12 protein-coding genes and 1 tRNA gene are annotated in these 17,041 nt (G+C 43.4%); all 13 read right to left on the reverse strand.

Features of this window, described 5'->3' with window-relative positions:
* Positions 1–30: 30 nt before the first annotated feature.
* On the reverse strand, positions 31–1,215 hold the full coding sequence (gene tuf / locus L641_RS0113990) for an elongation factor Tu (RefSeq protein ID WP_013463851.1): 1,185 nt from the start codon (positions 1,213–1,215) through the stop codon (positions 31–33).
* Between the two features lie 62 nt (positions 1,216–1,277).
* Positions 1,278–3,392 (reverse strand): elongation factor G, encoded by a 2,115-nt coding sequence (gene fusA / locus L641_RS0113995; RefSeq protein ID WP_013463850.1) that lies wholly within the window; start codon positions 3,390–3,392, stop codon positions 1,278–1,280.
* 27 nt (positions 3,393–3,419) lie between these two features.
* Positions 3,420–3,890: a 30S ribosomal protein S7 gene (rpsG, locus tag L641_RS0114000; RefSeq protein WP_010392135.1), complete on the reverse strand. Its 471-nt coding sequence runs from the start codon at positions 3,888–3,890 to the stop codon at positions 3,420–3,422.
* Between the two features lie 97 nt (positions 3,891–3,987).
* On the reverse strand, positions 3,988–4,362 hold the full coding sequence (gene rpsL, locus L641_RS0114005) for a 30S ribosomal protein S12 (RefSeq protein WP_002958885.1): 375 nt from the start codon (positions 4,360–4,362) through the stop codon (positions 3,988–3,990).
* Positions 4,363–4,556: 194 nt separating this feature from the next.
* Positions 4,557–8,729, reverse strand: a complete 4,173-nt coding sequence (gene rpoC / locus L641_RS0114010) for a DNA-directed RNA polymerase subunit beta' (protein WP_024602213.1) — start codon at positions 8,727–8,729, stop codon at positions 4,557–4,559.
* A 104-nt stretch (positions 8,730–8,833) separates the two neighbouring features.
* Positions 8,834–12,859, reverse strand: a complete 4,026-nt coding sequence (gene rpoB / locus L641_RS0114015; protein WP_024602214.1) for a DNA-directed RNA polymerase subunit beta — start codon at positions 12,857–12,859, stop codon at positions 8,834–8,836.
* 269 nt (positions 12,860–13,128) lie between these two features.
* On the reverse strand, positions 13,129–13,491 hold the full coding sequence (gene rplL / locus L641_RS0114020) for a 50S ribosomal protein L7/L12 (RefSeq protein ID WP_013463847.1): 363 nt from the start codon (positions 13,489–13,491) through the stop codon (positions 13,129–13,131).
* A gap of 74 nt (positions 13,492–13,565) precedes the next feature.
* Complete coding sequence (gene rplJ, locus L641_RS0114025; protein ID WP_013463846.1) at positions 13,566–14,060, reverse strand: 50S ribosomal protein L10; 495 nt, start codon at positions 14,058–14,060, stop codon at positions 13,566–13,568.
* Positions 14,061–14,380: 320 nt separating this feature from the next.
* On the reverse strand, positions 14,381–15,085 hold the full coding sequence (gene rplA / locus L641_RS0114030) for a 50S ribosomal protein L1 (RefSeq protein WP_013463845.1): 705 nt from the start codon (positions 15,083–15,085) through the stop codon (positions 14,381–14,383).
* Between the two features lie 4 nt (positions 15,086–15,089).
* Positions 15,090–15,518, reverse strand: coding sequence for a 50S ribosomal protein L11 (rplK, locus tag L641_RS0114035; RefSeq protein ID WP_008108462.1), 429 nt, complete (start codon positions 15,516–15,518; stop codon positions 15,090–15,092).
* Between the two features lie 217 nt (positions 15,519–15,735).
* Positions 15,736–16,293, reverse strand: a complete 558-nt coding sequence (gene nusG / locus L641_RS0114040) for a transcription termination/antitermination protein NusG (protein WP_013463844.1) — start codon at positions 16,291–16,293, stop codon at positions 15,736–15,738.
* A gap of 4 nt (positions 16,294–16,297) precedes the next feature.
* A complete protein-coding gene (gene secE, locus L641_RS0114045; RefSeq protein WP_013463843.1) occupies positions 16,298–16,675 on the reverse strand; it encodes a preprotein translocase subunit SecE in 378 nt (125 codons plus the stop codon).
* A gap of 130 nt (positions 16,676–16,805) precedes the next feature.
* A tRNA-Trp gene (locus L641_RS0114050) sits at positions 16,806–16,882 on the reverse strand.
* Between the last annotated feature and the right edge of the window lie 159 nt (positions 16,883–17,041).

Here is a 17,041-nt window from a genome sequence, read left to right on the forward strand (position 1 = left end):
TTTTCTAACAATTAACTTAAACGTTAATTATTACTCTACGATAGTTGCTACAACACCAGCACCTACAGTACGGCCACCTTCACGGATAGCGAAACGAAGACCTTCGTCCATCGCGATTGGCGCGATTAGCGTTACAGTCATCTTAACGTTATCACCAGGCATTACCATTTCTACGCCTTCTGGTAACTGTACGTCACCTGTTACGTCAGTTGTACGGAAGTAGAACTGTGGACGGTAACCTTTGAAGAATGGAGTATGACGACCACCTTCATCTTTCGAAAGTACGTATACTTCTGAAGTGAATGTAGTGTGTGGCTTGATTGAACCAGGCTTAGCTAGTACTTGACCACGTTCAACGTCTTCACGCTTAGTACCACGTAAAAGTGCACCAATGTTCTCACCAGCACGACCTTCGTCAAGAAGCTTACGGAACATCTCAACACCAGTACAAGTAGACTTAGTCGTCTCTTTGATACCAACGATTTCAACTTCGTCGTTCACGTTGATGATACCAGCTTCAACACGGCCAGTTACAACAGTACCACGACCTTGGATTGAGAAAACGTCTTCGATAGGCATGATGAATGGCTTATCGATGTCACGCTCTGGCTCTGGAATGTAAGTATCTAGTGCTTCTGCAAGCTCTACGATTTTAGCTTCCCATTGCTCTTCGCCTTCAAGTGCTTTAAGTGCAGAACCTTGAATTAGTGGTAAGTCATCACCTGGGAAGTCGTATTCAGAAAGAAGTTCACGAACTTCCATTTCTACTAGCTCAAGTAGCTCTTCATCATCAACCATGTCACATTTGTTCATGAATACAACGATGTAAGGAACGCCAACTTGGCGAGAAAGTAGGATGTGCTCACGAGTTTGTGGCATAGGACCGTCAGTCGCAGCAACTACTAAGATAGCGCCGTCCATTTGAGCAGCACCAGTGATCATGTTTTTAACATAATCGGCGTGACCAGGACAATCTACGTGTGCGTAGTGACGAGTAGGCGTATCGTACTCAACGTGTGAAGTTGAGATTGTGATACCACGCTCGCGCTCTTCTGGAGCGTTATCGATTGATGCGAAATCTTTAGCAACACCGCCGTATACTTTTGCAAGTACGTTAGTGATTGCTGCAGTTAGTGTAGTTTTACCGTGGTCAACGTGGCCGATTGTACCAACGTTTACGTGCGGTTTTACGCGTTCAAACTTTTCTTTTGCCATCTTAAAAAATTCCTAATAAAGAAATTAAAGCCTGACTCAGTATTGAGCCAGACAAGCTAAAATCATATAACAGCGCGAGCTGAAATTATTGTATCTGCAACCTGTTTAGAGGCTTCAGCGTACTTCAAAAACTCCATAGAGTATGAGGCACGGCCCTGTGTTGCAGATCGTAAAGCAGTCGCATAACCAAACATTTCAGATAACGGAACCTGAGCATTAATTTGCTTAAGTCCACCAAGTGCATCTTCCATGCCTTCGATCATGCCGCGACGACGGTTTAGGTCGCCAACTACATCACCCATGTTTGCTTCAGGAGTGAGTACTTCAACCTTCATTACTGGCTCTAATAAAGCAGGGTTTGCATCTAGCGCACCTTGCTTCATAGCGAGTGAACCTGCTATTTTAAATGCCATTTCATTCGAATCTACATCATGGAATGAACCATCATATAAAGTCGCTTTCACGCCAAGTAATGGGTAGCCTGCCAGTACACCTTGAGCCATTTGCTCTTGGATACCTTTGTCTACCGCAGGGATGTATTCTTTCGGAACTGACCCACCTACGGTTTCGTTAACGAACTCGTAAATTGGGGCTTCATCATCCGAAATATCCATCGGTTCAAGTTTAAGCCAGACGTGACCATATTGACCACGACCACCTGATTGACGTATAAACTTCCCTTCAACTTCAACAGTTGAACGAATAGCTTCTCGGTATGCAACCTGCGGCTTACCAACGTTACATTCAACACTGAATTCACGTTTCATACGGTCGACAATGATATCAAGGTGAAGTTCACCCATGCCAGAGATAATCGTCTGGCCTGATTCTTCGTCAGTTTGTACGCGGAAAGATGGATCTTCTGCCGCTAGTTTACCTAGCGCGATACCCATTTTATCCTGGTCAGCGATTGTGCGAGGCTCAACCGCAACAGAGATAACTGGTTCTGGGAATTCCATACGCTCTAGCGTAATAATAGAATTCGGATCACACAGTGTCTCGCCTGTTGTTACGTCTTTGAGACCAATAGCCGCCGCGATGTCGCCTGCGTAGACTTCTTTGATCTCTTCACGTGAGTTTGAATGCATCTGAACGATACGACCAAGACGCTCACGCTTACTTTTTACTGGGTTATATACCGCGTCACCCTGTTTAACAGTACCAGAGTAAACACGGAAAAAGGTCAAGGTGCCAACAAACGGGTCTGTTGCAATCTTAAAAGCAAGTGCAGCAAACGGCGCTTTATCATCAGCAGGACGCTCTTCCTCGGTACCATCTTCGAGGATACCTTGGATTTGTTTCACTTGTGTGGGTGATGGCATGTATTCAACAACGCAATCAAGCACAGCTTGAACGCCTTTGTTTTTAAATGCACTACCACAGGTCATGGGAACAATTTCGTTCGCTAATGTGCGTTGACGCAAAGCATTTTTAATTTCTGCTTCGCTTAACTCTTCACCTTCTAAGTATTTATCCATTAGTTCTTCAGAGGCTTCAGCAGCGCTTTCAACTAAATGAGAGCGCCATTCTTCAGCTAAATCCTGAAGTTCTGCCGGTATTGCCTCATAAGAGAAAGTCATACCCTGGTCTTCATCATTCCAGTTAATAGCTTTCATTTTAATAAGGTCAATAACACCTTTAAAGTCGTCTTCAGCGCCAATTGGCAACTGGACTGGAACAGGCGTTGCTCCAAGACGAGATTTCACCTGGCCGACAACCGTTAAGAAGTCAGCGCCTGTGCGATCCATTTTATTTACGAAGATCATTCTCGGAACTTCGTATTTGTTCGCTTGACGCCAAACTGTCTCAGTTTGCGGCTGTACACCAGATGAAGCACAAAGAACAACTACCGCACCATCTAGTACACGTAAAGAACGCTCTACTTCGATAGTGAAATCTACGTGTCCTGGGGTATCAATGATATTGATGCGATGGTCGTCAAATTGCGCGTCCATCCCTTTCCAGAAACACGTTGTTGCAGCAGAAGTGATTGTGATACCACGCTCTTGTTCCTGCTCCATCCAATCCATAGTTGCGGCGCCATCATGTACTTCACCGATCTTATGAGAAAGACCTGTGTAGAACAGAACACGTTCTGTTGTGGTGGTTTTGCCTGCATCTACGTGAGCACAAATACCGATATTGCGGTAACGCTCAAGTGGAGTTGTACGTGCCATAAAATCCTCTTAAAGGTTAAGGACAGATTACCAACGGTAATGAGCGAATGCTTTATTCGCTTCAGCCATACGGTGAACGTCTTCACGTTTCTTAACCGCAGTGCCTTTGTTGTCAGCAGCGTCAACGATTTCTTGAGCTAAACGTAAGCCCATAGATTTTTCGCCACGCTTACGTGCAGCGTCTACTAACCAACGCATACCTAATGCGTTGCGACGTACTGGACGTACTTCAACTGGTACTTGATAAGTTGAACCACCAACACGGCGAGATTTAACCTCTACCTGTGGACGGATGTTATCAAGTGCAGTTTCAAAGATTTCTAGGTGCGACTTGCCTGATTTCTCAGCAGCCACGTCTAGCGCACCATAAACGATTTTTTCAGCAGTAGATTTCTTGCCGTCTAACATTACGATGTTAACGAACTTAGCAAGAAGTTCCGATCCGAACTTAGGATCTGGAAGAATTTTACGTTGACCTATTACGCGTCTTCTAGGCATTTTGTATCTCCGGTTTATTCAGGTTTGCTCTTTCGAGTCAATCACCCAAAACAATAATTAATAATATTTAGTGCTTGGCCTTACTAACGGAAAACAATTAGCCTTTAGGGCGTTTTGCACCGTATTTAGAACGAGCTTGACGACGGTCGCTAACGCCTGCACAGTCAAGTGCACCACGTACAGTGTGAAAACGCACACCTGGTAAATCTTTAACACGACCACCACGGATTAGGATTACACTGTGCTCTTGAAGGTTATGACCTTCACCACCGATGTATGAAGTTACTTCGAAACCGTTAGTTAAACGTACACGAGCTACTTTACGTAACGCCGAGTTTGGTTTCTTAGGTGTAGTTGTATATACGCGAGTACATACACCACGCTTTTGCGGACACGCTTTAAGCGCAGCTGAGTTACTTTTAGTAACCTTGCTACGACGTGGCTTACGCACTAGCTGGTTAATAGTTGCCATTTAAATAGCTCCTGAAATTAAAATTACTACTGAAAAAAATAAAAAATCCGCCCTTGTTTTACCAGCATGTTTTAAACGTGCAAGTAAATGGGTGGCGGAATTTTAATGAGCAAAGATTGACCTGTCAACCTAAACCGCTCACAAGGCAGTAGATAACTGCCTTGTAAAACTCTAATCTATTGATTAGATTCGGTTTATTGATTTCCAGATAAATCCGCGTTTAAAGCATCAGTGAGTGCTTGAGTTGCCTCTTCCGCACTTACCGTTTGCTCTTCAACAACGTCTTTTTGCTTACGACGAGCCATACGCTCTTGATGATACGCAAAACCGGTACCGGCTGGGATCAATCGACCCACAATTACGTTTTCTTTCAGACCGCGTAGTTCATCGCTCTTACCATTTACAGCGGCTTCTGTTAGGACACGAGTTGTCTCCTGGAACGAGGCTGCTGAGATGAAAGATTCTGTCGCTAGTGATGCTTTTGTGATACCCATTAACTGGATTTCAAACTTAGCTGGGATCTTACCTTGAGCTTCAAGGTCGCGGTTTGCGATATTAACGCGTGCCACTTCAATTTGCTCACCGGCTAAGAACTCAGTATCACCACCGTCTAGAATGATACATTTACGTAGCATTTGACGAATAATAGTTTCAATGTGCTTATCATTGATCTTAACGCCCTGCAAACGGTAAACCTCTTGCACTTCGTTAACAATGTAATTAGCAACATGAGTCACACCACGTAGGCGTAAGATGTCATGCGGTGATTCTGGACCATCGGCGATAACTTCACCTTTAGACACTTGTTCACCTTCAAACACGTTAAGTTGACGCCACTTAGGAATCATTTCTTCGTAATGATCGCCTTCAGCTGGTGTAATAACTAAACGTTTCTTACCTTTAGTCTCTTTACCGAAGCTAATCGTACCGGTGATTTCAGCTAAGATAGCTGGATCTTTCGGCTTACGTGCTTCAAATAAGTCGGCTACGCGTGGTAGACCACCCGTGATATCACGAGTTTTCGAACCTTCTTGCGGAATACGTGCTAACACGTCACCTGGGTTTGCAGTCGCGCCGTCTGTTACTTCAATCGTAGTGAATGAAGGAAGACGCGTTTCTTGCAAGCCACGCTCATCACTTTCAATGATAAGCTTTGGCTCTTTCGCATTCGCTTTAGCAAGATCTTTAACAACTACACGAGTTAAACCCGTTAGTTCGTCAGTCTGTGCTTCAGTGTTTGAATCATCGATATCGCTGAACGATACTTTTGATTTATGCTCAAGAACGATTGGGTGACTATGCGGGTCCCAAGTAGCAACGATGTCGTTACCTTGAACTTCTGCATTGTCTTGCACTGTTAATACCGCACCGTAAGGTACTTTATAACGCTCTTTCTCACGACCATAGCTATCAATGATAGTGATCTCGGTAGAACGAGAGGTAATAACAATCTTACCGTCTGTATTTAATACATATTTAGCGTTGTGAAGTTTTAATGTACCGTTTGTTTTAACTTGTACATTATTTTCAGCAGACGCTCTTGATGCCGCACCACCGATGTGGAAGGTACGCATCGTAAGCTGTGTACCCGGCTCACCGATTGATTGAGCTGCGATAACACCTACTGATTCACCCGCGTTGATGATATGACCACGTGCAAGGTCACGACCATAACACTTAGCACATACACCAAAGTCGTTATCACAAGTGATAACTGAACGTACGCGAACTTCATCAACTGAGTGCTCTTCTAAAAGGTCACACAGTTTTTCGTCAAGCATGATGTTACGTTCAACAAGTACTGTATTAGTACCTGGTATTACAACATCTTCAGCGACAACACGACCTAGTACACGTTCGCGAAGTGCTTCTACAACGTCACCACCTTCAATTAGCGGTTTCATTGTTAAGCCATCTTCTGTGCCACAATCGTCTTCGTTGATTACCAAATCTTGTGCAACGTCTACTAGACGACGCGTTAGGTAACCCGAGTTCGCTGTTTTCAGTGCTGTATCGGCAAGACCTTTACGCGCACCGTGCGTTGAGATGAAGTACTGAAGTACGTTTAGACCTTCACGGAAGTTAGCCGTGATTGGCGTCTCGATGATTGAACCATCTGGACGTGCCATTAGGCCACGCATACCTGCTAGCTGACGGATCTGAGCGGCACTACCACGAGCACCTGAGTCGGCCATCATAAACACTGAGTTAAATGACGGTTGCTCTACTTCTTCACCTTTTGCATTGATAACCGTGTCTTTTGACAAGTTGGCCATCATTTCACGTGATAAGTTTTCATTTACACGTGACCAGATATCGATAACTTTGTTGTACTTTTCACCAGCCGTTACAAGACCTGATTGGAATTGTTGGTTGATTTCAGTTACTTCAGCTTCAGCTGATTCAATGATTGCTGCTTTAACTGGTGGGATAACTAAGTCATCGATACCAATTGAAACACCAGACTTCATTGCATAGTGGAAACCGGTGTACATGATTTGGTCAGCAAACATAACTGTGTCTTTTAGACCAAGACGACGGTAACACTCATTAATTAAGCCAGAAATCTGCTTTTTACCTAGGGCTTGGTTGATTGACTCATACGGCATGCCTTTTGGTAAAATTAAAGACAGAATCGCACGACCAACAGTAGTATCAATTACGGTTACAGTGTCTTCAACAACACCTTCTTCGTTTTTAACTGATTGGCTAATACGTACTTTCACGATAGCGTGAAGGTCGGCACTACCACTACGGTATGCTTTTTCTGCTTCTTTAGGATCTTTAAATACGGCGCCTTCGCCTTTTGCGTTAATACGATCACGCGTCATGTAATAAAGACCTAATACAACGTCCTGTGAAGGAACGATGATTGGCTCACCATTAGCAGGCGATAAGATGTTGTTTGTAGACATCATTAACGCGCGAGCTTCAAGTTGCGCTTCAATTGTTAGCGGTACGTGTACCGCCATTTGGTCACCATCGAAATCGGCGTTGTACGCCGCACATACTAATGGGTGCAAATGAATCGCTTTACCTTCGATAAGCACAGGTTCAAACGCTTGGATACCCAAACGGTGAAGTGTTGGTGCACGGTTAAGTAATACTGGATGTTCACGAATTACTTCGTCTAGTACATCCCATACTTCCGCTACTTCACGTTCAACCATCTTTTTAGCAGCTTTGATTGTCGTAGCCATGCCACGACGCTCTAATTTGCCATAGATGAATGGTTTGAAAAGCTCTAATGCCATCTTCTTAGGAAGACCACACTGATGAAGCTTAAGTGTAGGACCAACCGTGATTACAGAACGGCCAGAGTAATCTACACGCTTACCAAGTAAGTTCTGACGGAAACGACCTTGCTTACCTTTGATCATATCAGCAAGCGATTTAAGAGGACGTTTGTTAGAACCTGTAATAGCACGACCACGACGACCGTTATCAAGTAGCGCATCGACCGCTTCTTGTAACATACGTTTTTCGTTGCGTACGATAATATCTGGTGCAGCTAAATCTAGTAGACGCTTAAGACGGTTATTACGGTTAATAACGCGACGGTAAAGGTCATTTAGATCAGATGTCGCAAAACGACCACCGTCTAGTGGTACTAATGGACGTAAGTCAGGTGGCAATACTGGAAGTACTGTCATGATCATCCACTCAGGGTTATTACCTGATTGGTGGAACGATTCCATTAACTTAAGACGTTTAGTGATCTTTTTACGCTTAGTTTCAGAGTTAATTGTTGGTAACTCTTCACGCATTTCTGCAATTAATTGAGCAAGATCGAGTTCACGCAGTAAGTCTAATACTGCTTCAGCACCCATCTTCGCTTCAAATTCATCACCGTGCTCTTCAAGTGCATCTAGGTATTCTTCTTCACCTAATAGCTGACCACGCTCAAGCGTTGTCATGCCAGGCTCAGTTACTACGAATGATTCGAAGTAAAGAACACGTTCAATATCACGAAGCGTCATATCAAGCATTAAGCCGATACGTGACGGTAATGATTTTAAAAACCATATATGCGCAACTGGACTTGCCAGTTCTATATGACCCATACGGTCACGACGCACTTTAGTGAGTGTTACTTCAACGCCACACTTTTCACAGATCACACCACGGTGTTTAAGGCGTTTATATTTACCACATAAACACTCATAATCTTTCACTGGGCCGAAAATACGGGCACAGAATAAGCCATCGCGCTCAGGCTTGAAAGTACGGTAGTTAATAGTCTCAGGTTTCTTTACTTCACCGTATGACCATGAGCGAACCATGTCTGGTGAAGCAAGACCAATGCGAATTGCATCGAATTCTTCGGTCTTATTTTGTTGCTTCAGAAACTTAAGTAAGTCTTTCACCTTAGCTCTCCTGTCGGAGTTAATCTTGAGGACGGATGTTCTCGTCCCTACATTCTATTCAGCCATAACAGATGCTGCAGCGCTAACTGCAGCATCTAATTGGCTTAATTTTCTTCCAACTCGATGTTGATACCCAGTGAGCGGATTTCTTTCAACAATACGTTGAACGATTCTGGCATACCTGGTTCCATTTTATGGTTACCATCAACGATGTTTTTATACATCTTAGTACGACCGTTCACGTCATCCGATTTCACTGTTAGCATTTCTTGTAGCGTGTAAGCAGCACCGTAAGCTTCAAGTGCCCATACTTCCATCTCACCAAAACGCTGGCCACCGAACTGTGCTTTACCACCCAGCGGCTGCTGAGTAACAAGGCTGTAAGAACCAGTAGAACGTGCGTGCATCTTATCGTCAACCAAGTGGTTAAGTTTAAGCATGTACATGTAACCTACAGTTACTTGACGTTCAAACTGATCGCCAGTACGGCCATCATAAAGTGTAACCTGGCCACTTCTAGGGTAGCCGCCTAGCTCTAGCATGTCTTTGATTTCGCTTTCTTTCGCGCCATCAAATGCAGGAGTAGCAATCGGTAAACCACCTTTCAAGTTTTCAGCTAAACGACGAATTTCGTCATCAGAGAAACTAGCAATATCCACAACCTGACGAGACTCACCGATCTCATAAGCTTGTTTAATGAATTCGCGTAGCTCATGAAGCTCGCGTTGCTCTTTCATCATTTCTTCTAAGCGCTCACCAATACCACGTGCAGCTAGACCCATATGTGTTTCAAGGATCTGACCGATGTTCATACGTGATGGTACACCTAGTGGATTTAGTACGATATCTACCGTACGACCTTTGTCATCGTATGGCATATCTTCTACTGGTACGATAGTCGAGATAACACCTTTGTTACCGTGACGACCCGCCATTTTATCACCCGGTTGGATACGACGTTTAACAGCTAGGTATACTTTAACAATCTTAAGTACGCCTGGTGCTAAGTCATCACCTTGGGTAATTTTACGACGTTTGTTTTCAAACTTCTTATCGTATTCAGCTTTAAGCTCATCGTACTGTGCAGCTAGTTGCTCAAGTTCAGCTTGCTTGTCTTCTTCAGCAAGGCTTTGAGTTAGTAACTTTTCAGCATTCAGTGACGCTAAGTTGTCTTCATCGAAACCAGCTGCCACAAGTAACTTGCGTGCACGGTCTAAAACACCGGCTTCTAGAATACGGAACTCTTCGTTGAAGTCTTTTTTCGCTTCGCGAAGCTGCATGTCTTCAACTTCTAACGCACGTTTATCTTTTTCAACACCATCACGGGTGAAAACTTGTACGTCGATTACAGTACCAGTTACAGAGTTTGGTACACGTAAAGAGCTGTCTTTAACGTCAGACGCTTTTTCACCGAAGATAGCACGTAGTAGCTTTTCTTCTGGTGTTAATTGCGTTTCGCCTTTCGGAGTCACTTTACCTACTAGGATATCGCCGCCTTTAACTTCAGCACCAATATATACAACACCTGATTCATCAAGCTTGCCTAGTGCAGATTCACCCACGTTCGGTATATCTGCTGTGATCTCTTCTGAGCCTAATTTAGTATCACGGGCAATACACTGTAGTTCTTGAATATGAATAGTCGTTAGACGATCTTCTTCAACTACGCGCTCTGATAGTAAGATTGAATCCTCGAAGTTGTAACCGTTCCATGGCATGAATGCCACGCGAAGGTTTTGACCAAGGGCTAAGTCACCTAAGTCAGTCGAAGGACCATCTGCTAACACATCGCCACGAGTAACCGGTTCACCAACCATGCATGTTGGTTTTTGGTTAATACATGTATTTTGGTTAGAACGTGTGTACTTGGTTAAGTTGTAGATGTCGATGCCCGCTTCACCAGGAATGCGTTCTTCTTCATGTACATTAACAACGATGCGACTTGCGTCGGCATACATTACTTCACCACCACGTTTTGCAACAATCGTTACACCAGAGTCTTTCGCTAGTGTTAACTCAATACCAGTACCTACTAACGGTTTGTCCGCTTTCAATGTTGGTACTGCTTGACGTTGCATGTTTGAACCCATCAATGCACGGTTAGCATCATCGTGTTCTAGGAACGGGATAAGTGCGGCCGCTACAGAGATCACCTGTTGTGGTGATACATCCATATATTGTTGGTCCATGCGACCCATAAAGGTTGATTCACCTTTGTGACGACATGGAATAAGTTCATCTACAAACTCATTGGTTTCAGTTAAGTTTGAGTTCGCCTGTGCGATAACAAACTGACCTTCTTCAATGGCTGATAGGTAATCAACTTCATCAGTTACTACACCGTCTACCACTTTGCGGTAAGGTGTTTCTAAGAAACCGTAGTCATTGGTACGTGCATACGTAGACAATGAGTTAATTAGACCGATGTTTGGACCCTCAGGAGTCTCGATTGGACATACACGACCGTAGTGAGTTACGTGAACGTCACGTACTTCAAAGCCAGCACGCTCACGAGTTAGACCGCCCGGACCTAATGCAGAAATACGACGCTTGTGCGTTACTTCTGATAGCGGGTTATTTTGGTCCATAAACTGTGATAACTGAGACGAGCCGAAGAACTCTTTAACTGCTGCCGAAATAGGCTTAGCATTAATAAGATCTTGTGGCATGATCGCGTCTAGGTCACCTAAGCTTAAACGCTCACGTACAGCACGTTCTACACGTACTAAACCTACACGGAATTGGTTCTCAGCCATTTCGCCAACACTACGTATACGACGGTTGCCTAAGTGGTCTATATCATCAACATCGCCAACACCGTTACGAATAGCAATCAATACTTTCATAACCGCTACGATGTCTTCTTTGCTTAATGTGCCAGGGCCTGTGTCTGAATCGTAACCAACACGGCTATTGAACTTCATACGACCTACTGTTGATAAGTCATAGCGTTCTTCTGAGAAGAATAAGTTCTCAAATAAGGCTTCAGCCGCGTCTTTCGTCGGTGGCTCGCCTGGGCGCATCATGCGATAAATTTCTACTAGTGCTTCTAAACGGTTGCTTGATGAGTCAATGTTTAATGTATTTGACATGTAAGCGCCGCTGTCCACTTCATTGATATATAATGTATCAATAGTAGTGTGACCTGCTTTAACCAATTCAGCCATCATTTCAAGCGTTAGCTCGTCATTTGCAGTCGCGATGATTTCACCTGTTGACTCATCAACATAGTTCTTCGCTAATACACGGCCAATGATGTACTCATGTGGTACTTCTAATTGATTAATGCCTTTTTTCTCGATGCTCTTGATGTGGCGAGCCGTAACACGACGACCGCTTTCAACAAGGACTTCACCGTCTTCGCTCTTGATATCAAAAGCGGCAGTTTCACCACGTAAACGTGAAGGTACAAGTTCCATAAGAACTTTACCGTCAGCAATTTCAAACGCAGTAGTATCGAAGAAGATATCTAGGATTTCTTCACTCGTGTACTCAAGTGCACGTAAGATGATAGACGCCGGTAATTTACGACGACGGTCAATACGTACATATAAGTTATCTTTTGCATCAAATTCGAAGTCTAACCATGAACCACGGTAAGGAATTACGCGTGCGTTATAAAGCACTTTACCTGACGAGTGAGTTTTACCGCGGTCGTTATCAAAGAATACACCAGGGCTACGGTGTAGCTGAGAAACGATAACACGCTCTGTACCATTGATTACAAAAGTACCGGTATCGGTCATGAGCGGAATTTCGCCCATGTAAACTTCTTGCTCTTTAATGTCTTTAACTGTGCCTGGAGCTTCTTTGTCCATTACTACAAGACGCAGTTTCACGCGAAGTGGAGCAGAATAAGTCACACCGCGAATTTGACATTCTTTTACATCGAATACTGGCTCACCAATACGATAACTTACGTATTGAAGCTCAGAATTTCCCGAGTAGCTTTTAATTGGGAACACAGAACGGAAGGCAGCTTCCAAACCATGATCGCCATCAGCGTCCGGGACTAAGAATTTTTTAAACGATTCTAACTGCGTCGACAGTAAGAAAGGTATATCCAAAACTTGTGGACGTTTACCAAAATCCTTACGGATACGTTTCTTTTCAGAATAAGAGTAAGCCATGGGGTTCCTCAGCTTGCTGATCTTTGACCCGACCTGTTCTTGTAAGAACAGACTTAACTGGCATCTATGCCAAGATGTACAACATTTAACTGTTGTTCCAACTTAATCCCACCTCAACACTAGCAAACTATAAAGCGTTGAAATTAAAGAATAAATCAGATTTTATTTGCGCTATAAGAATAGTCGCTCTATAGCGCAAAAAGGCCGGTGATTAAATAATCACCAGCCCTTGCCTGATTTCTCAGGCAGCGAACCTAGCAAAAGCTAGATTACTTAACCTCAACTTCAGCACCAGCTTCAGTAAGTTCTTTAGCAAGAGCTTCAGCTTCTTCCTTAGAAATACCTTCTTTAACTGGAGTTGGAGCAGCTTCAACAAGTGCTTTAGCTTCTTTTAAGCCAAGACCAGTTGCGCCACGAACAGCTTTGATTGCCGCAACTTTATTAGCGCCAGCGCCAGTAAGGATTACGTCAAATTCTGTTTTCTCTTCAGCAGCTTCAGCAGCAGGACCTGCTACCATAGCAGCTGCAGCAGTTACGCCGAATTTTTCTTCCATTGCTTCAACTAGAGCAACAACGTCCATTACTGACATTTCAGCAATTGCGTCAAGGATTTGGTCTTTAGTTACAGACATTACAAATTTCCTAATAATTAACGGACTCTAAGGTCCAAATAAATTTACACCGAAAGGGATTAAACAACTTAAAATTAAGCAGCTTGCTCTTCTTTCTGTACACGTACTGCTTCAATTGTTTTACACAATTTGCCAGCAGACGCTTCTTTCATAGCGCTCATTAAGCGTGCAACAGCTTCGTCGTATGTAGGTAGAGTTGCAAGCATAGCTGCGTCTACTACATTACCTTCAAAAGCGGCCATCTTAAGTTCGAAATGCTCATTCTTTTTCGCGAAATCTGAGAAGATACGCGCAGCAGCACCTGGGTGCTCTGATGAGAAAGCGATTAAGCTTGGACCAACTAATGAGTCAGAAAGGCACTCAAACTCTGTACCTTCAAAAGCACGTTTTGCTAAAGTGTTACGGACAACTTTCATCCAAACACCATTTGCACGAGCTTCTTTACGAAGGGCAGTGATTGCACCAACTGTTACACCACGAGAATCTGCAACAACTGCAGAAAGAGCACCATTGGCTGCTTCGTTGACTTCAGCAACAATTGCTTTTTTGCCTTGAAGATTTAAAGCCATGGGTGTTACTCCTGGTTTAATGGGTTACCGTTTATCGGCTTCCCTGTTTTACTCTTCCCCATCAATAAAGATGGAGATGCTTTTTACGGCGAGAGCCAGAAGATTAGGAAAAATCTATCTGGGGATTCACACCGTCTACGTAGGTAATATTAAGGCCGAAGCCGCCTACGGTCTTGGACGGAAGCCCAATTTATCGCGTTGCCCAAAGGCGCTTCGAAATTATGGACTTCAACCCGAATTCTTTACTTTGCGATTAACTAAATTAATCAACAAAATGGCGCAAAATTATAGTACAAATTTCACGCCATGTAAACACTCAATTAAGCAACAACTGTGCTTAAAGTGCTTTGGTCAACAGAAACACCTGCGCCCATTGTTGTAGAGATAGTTACTTTCTTCAAGTAAACACCTTTAGCTTGAGAAGGTTTAGCCTTCTTAAGCGCAACAATTAGAGCTTCAAGGTTTTGTTGTAACTGCTCAGCAGTGAAATCAACCTTACCAATCGTAGTATGGATGATACCATTTTTGTCATTGCGGTAACGCACTTGACCTGCTTTCGCATTTTTAACTGCTTCTGCAACGTTAGGTGTTACAGTACCAGTTTTAGGGTTTGGCATTAGACCACGTGGGCCTAAGATTTGACCTAGTTGACCAACAACACGCATAGCGTCTGGTGATGCAACAACAACGTCAAAATTCATCTCGCCTTTCTTAACTAGTTCAGCAAGATCTTCCATGCCTACTAATTCAGCACCGGCTTCTTTTGCAGCTTCTGCATTAGCGCCTTGAGTGAATACAGCAACACGAACGTCACGACCAGTACCGTTAGGTAGTACAGTCGCACCACGAACGTTTTGATCAGATTTACGAGCATCGATACCAAGGTTAACAGCAACGTCAACACTTTCTACGAATTTAGCTGTCGCTAATTCTTTTAAAAGAGCAACTGCTTCGTTAATTTCGTAATCTTTAGTTACTTCCACTTTTTCGCGGATAGTACGCATACGTTTAGTTAATTTAGCCATTATCTTAGTCCTCTACGTTCAAGCCCATCGCACGCGCAGAACCTGCGATAGTGCGAACCGCAGCTTCTAAATCAGAAGCTGTAAGGTCTGGTTTCTTTGTCTCAACGATTTCTTCAAGTTGAGCACGAGTTACTGTGCCTACTTTTTCAGTGTTAGGACGGCCTGAACCAGATTTGATACCTGCAGCTTTCTTAAGTAAGTAAGCAGCCGGTGGCGTTTTCATGTCGAACGTAAATGAACGGTCGCCGTAAACAGAGATCACTACAGGAACTGGAGCGCCTTTTTCGATAGATTCTGTACGTGCGTTGAACGCTTTACAGAATTCCATGATGTTTACACCGTGTTGACCTAGTGCTGGACCTACTGGAGGACTAGGGTTAGCCATACCAGCAGCAACTTGTAGCTTGATTAGAGCTTCAACTTTCTTAGCCATTATAAATACCTCATTAGGTGGGTCTTAGCCTTGTGCGCGCGAGGACGCGTACTCTAGCGGCTTCCCAGTTTAAAAATTGGTTTCTCACTTTTTAGTAAACAGTTAAACAAACGTTTTCCCTGAATACAAAAAGGCCGCTGATTATAAGTTAATCAGCGGCCTTTTTCAAGCTTCGTGCCAAAAATTAAGAAACTTTTAACACAACGCTTTAAATCAATTACTTATCTTGTTCAACTTGACCAAACTCAAGTTCAACTGGCGTAGAACGACCAAAAATAAGTACCGATACTTTTACGCGGCTCTTTTCGTAGTCAACTTCTTCAACCACACCACTAAAGTCAGCAAATGGACCATCAGTAACACGAACCACTTCACCTGGTTCAAATAATGTTGCTGGTTTAGGCGCTTCAGCGTTTTCTTGTAGGCGATTAAGAATGCGATCAGCTTCTTTAGAACTAATTGGTGCAGGACGGTCTGATGTGCCACCAATAAAGCCCATAACACGTTCAGTGCTATTTACTAAGTGCCAGCTTGCATCGTTCATATCCATTTGTACTAGTACGTAACCTGGGAAGAATTTACGCTCAGACTTACGCTTTTGACCAGCACGCATCTCAACTACTTCTTCAGTAGGAACTAATACTTCACCAAAGCTATCTTCTAGGCCTTTGATTTTAATGTGCTCTAATAATGTTTGAGCAACACGCTTCTCATAACCTGAGAAAGCTTGTACTACGTACCAACGTAGTTTCTTTTCGTTATTCTCATCCGACATGGGATCAGATCTCCAATCCAGTTAAAAAGCCTACAGCGCGGAATAAAATGCCATCTAATCCCCAAAGGATAAGTGCCATAATCACTGTTGCAACCATTACGATTAATGTCGTGTGCGTTGTTTCTTGACGCGTTGGCCAAATTACTTTGCGTACTTCAATACGCGCTTCTTTAGCAAAAGCAAGGAATGTACGTCCCTTAAAAGTTTGCGAAGCAATAGCTAAACCCGCCGCTATTGCAACCACAACGCCAATAGCACGTAGTAATACAGACTGATCTGCAAACATATGATTACCAACGACTGCGCCTGCAAGTAGCGCAATTGCTACTAACCACTTTACTGACTCCATCCCACTTGATGGTGTTTCTATATTCGTGCTCATAATATTATTACCTTAACTACAGACACAACAACCCTGCACGTCGACAGGGTTAATCCATTAAAATCTAAACTTAAAAACAAGCTTACTCAAACCGATTTTTAGTTCTAGACTTTATTCACTTTGTAAAAATTGGCAGGGGCGGAGAGATTCGAACTCCCAACCGTCGGTTTTGGAGACCGCTGTTCTACCAATTGGAACTACGCCCCTGCAAAGTGGATGCCTATTATACTTACGCAATCCATTAACACAAGAGTAAAAAGATACCCATAACTTAAAATCTCATTGGCCACACTCAAAATCAAACTTAACATTAATAAAAAAGCAGTTTATGATTGTTTCACTTTTAGGAATATTAATAGCACAAGG

Source organism: Pseudoalteromonas sp. TB41, from assembly GCF_000497975.1.
GTDB classification, from domain to species: Bacteria; Pseudomonadota; Gammaproteobacteria; order Enterobacterales; family Alteromonadaceae; genus Pseudoalteromonas; species Pseudoalteromonas tetraodonis.

Bases quoted from the DNA above. Each gene is read 5' to 3' on its own strand.
- rplK (WP_008108462.1), bottom strand. From the start codon at position 15,518: ATGGCTAAGAAAGTTGAAGCTCTAATCAAGCTACAAGTTGCTGCTGGT.
- rplA (WP_013463845.1), bottom strand. From the start codon at position 15,085: ATGGCTAAATTAACTAAACGTATGCGTACTATCCGCGAAAAAGTGGAA.
- nusG (WP_013463844.1), bottom strand. From the start codon at position 16,293: ATGTCGGATGAGAATAACGAAAAGAAACTACGTTGGTACGTAGTACAA.
- rplJ (WP_013463846.1), bottom strand. From the start codon at position 14,060: ATGGCTTTAAATCTTCAAGGCAAAAAAGCAATTGTTGCTGAAGTCAAC.
- secE (WP_013463843.1), bottom strand. From the start codon at position 16,675: ATGAGCACGAATATAGAAACACCATCAAGTGGGATGGAGTCAGTAAAG.
- rplL (WP_013463847.1), bottom strand. From the start codon at position 13,491: ATGTCTGTAACTAAAGACCAAATCCTTGACGCAATTGCTGAAATGTCA.
- rpsG (WP_010392135.1), bottom strand. From the start codon at position 3,890: ATGCCTAGAAGACGCGTAATAGGTCAACGTAAAATTCTTCCAGATCCT.
- tuf (WP_013463851.1), bottom strand. From the start codon at position 1,215: ATGGCAAAAGAAAAGTTTGAACGCGTAAAACCGCACGTAAACGTTGGT.
- fusA (WP_013463850.1), bottom strand. From the start codon at position 3,392: ATGGCACGTACAACTCCACTTGAGCGTTACCGCAATATCGGTATTTGT.
- rpoB (WP_024602214.1), bottom strand. From the start codon at position 12,859: ATGGCTTACTCTTATTCTGAAAAGAAACGTATCCGTAAGGATTTTGGT.
- rpsL (WP_002958885.1), bottom strand. From the start codon at position 4,362: ATGGCAACTATTAACCAGCTAGTGCGTAAGCCACGTCGTAGCAAGGTT.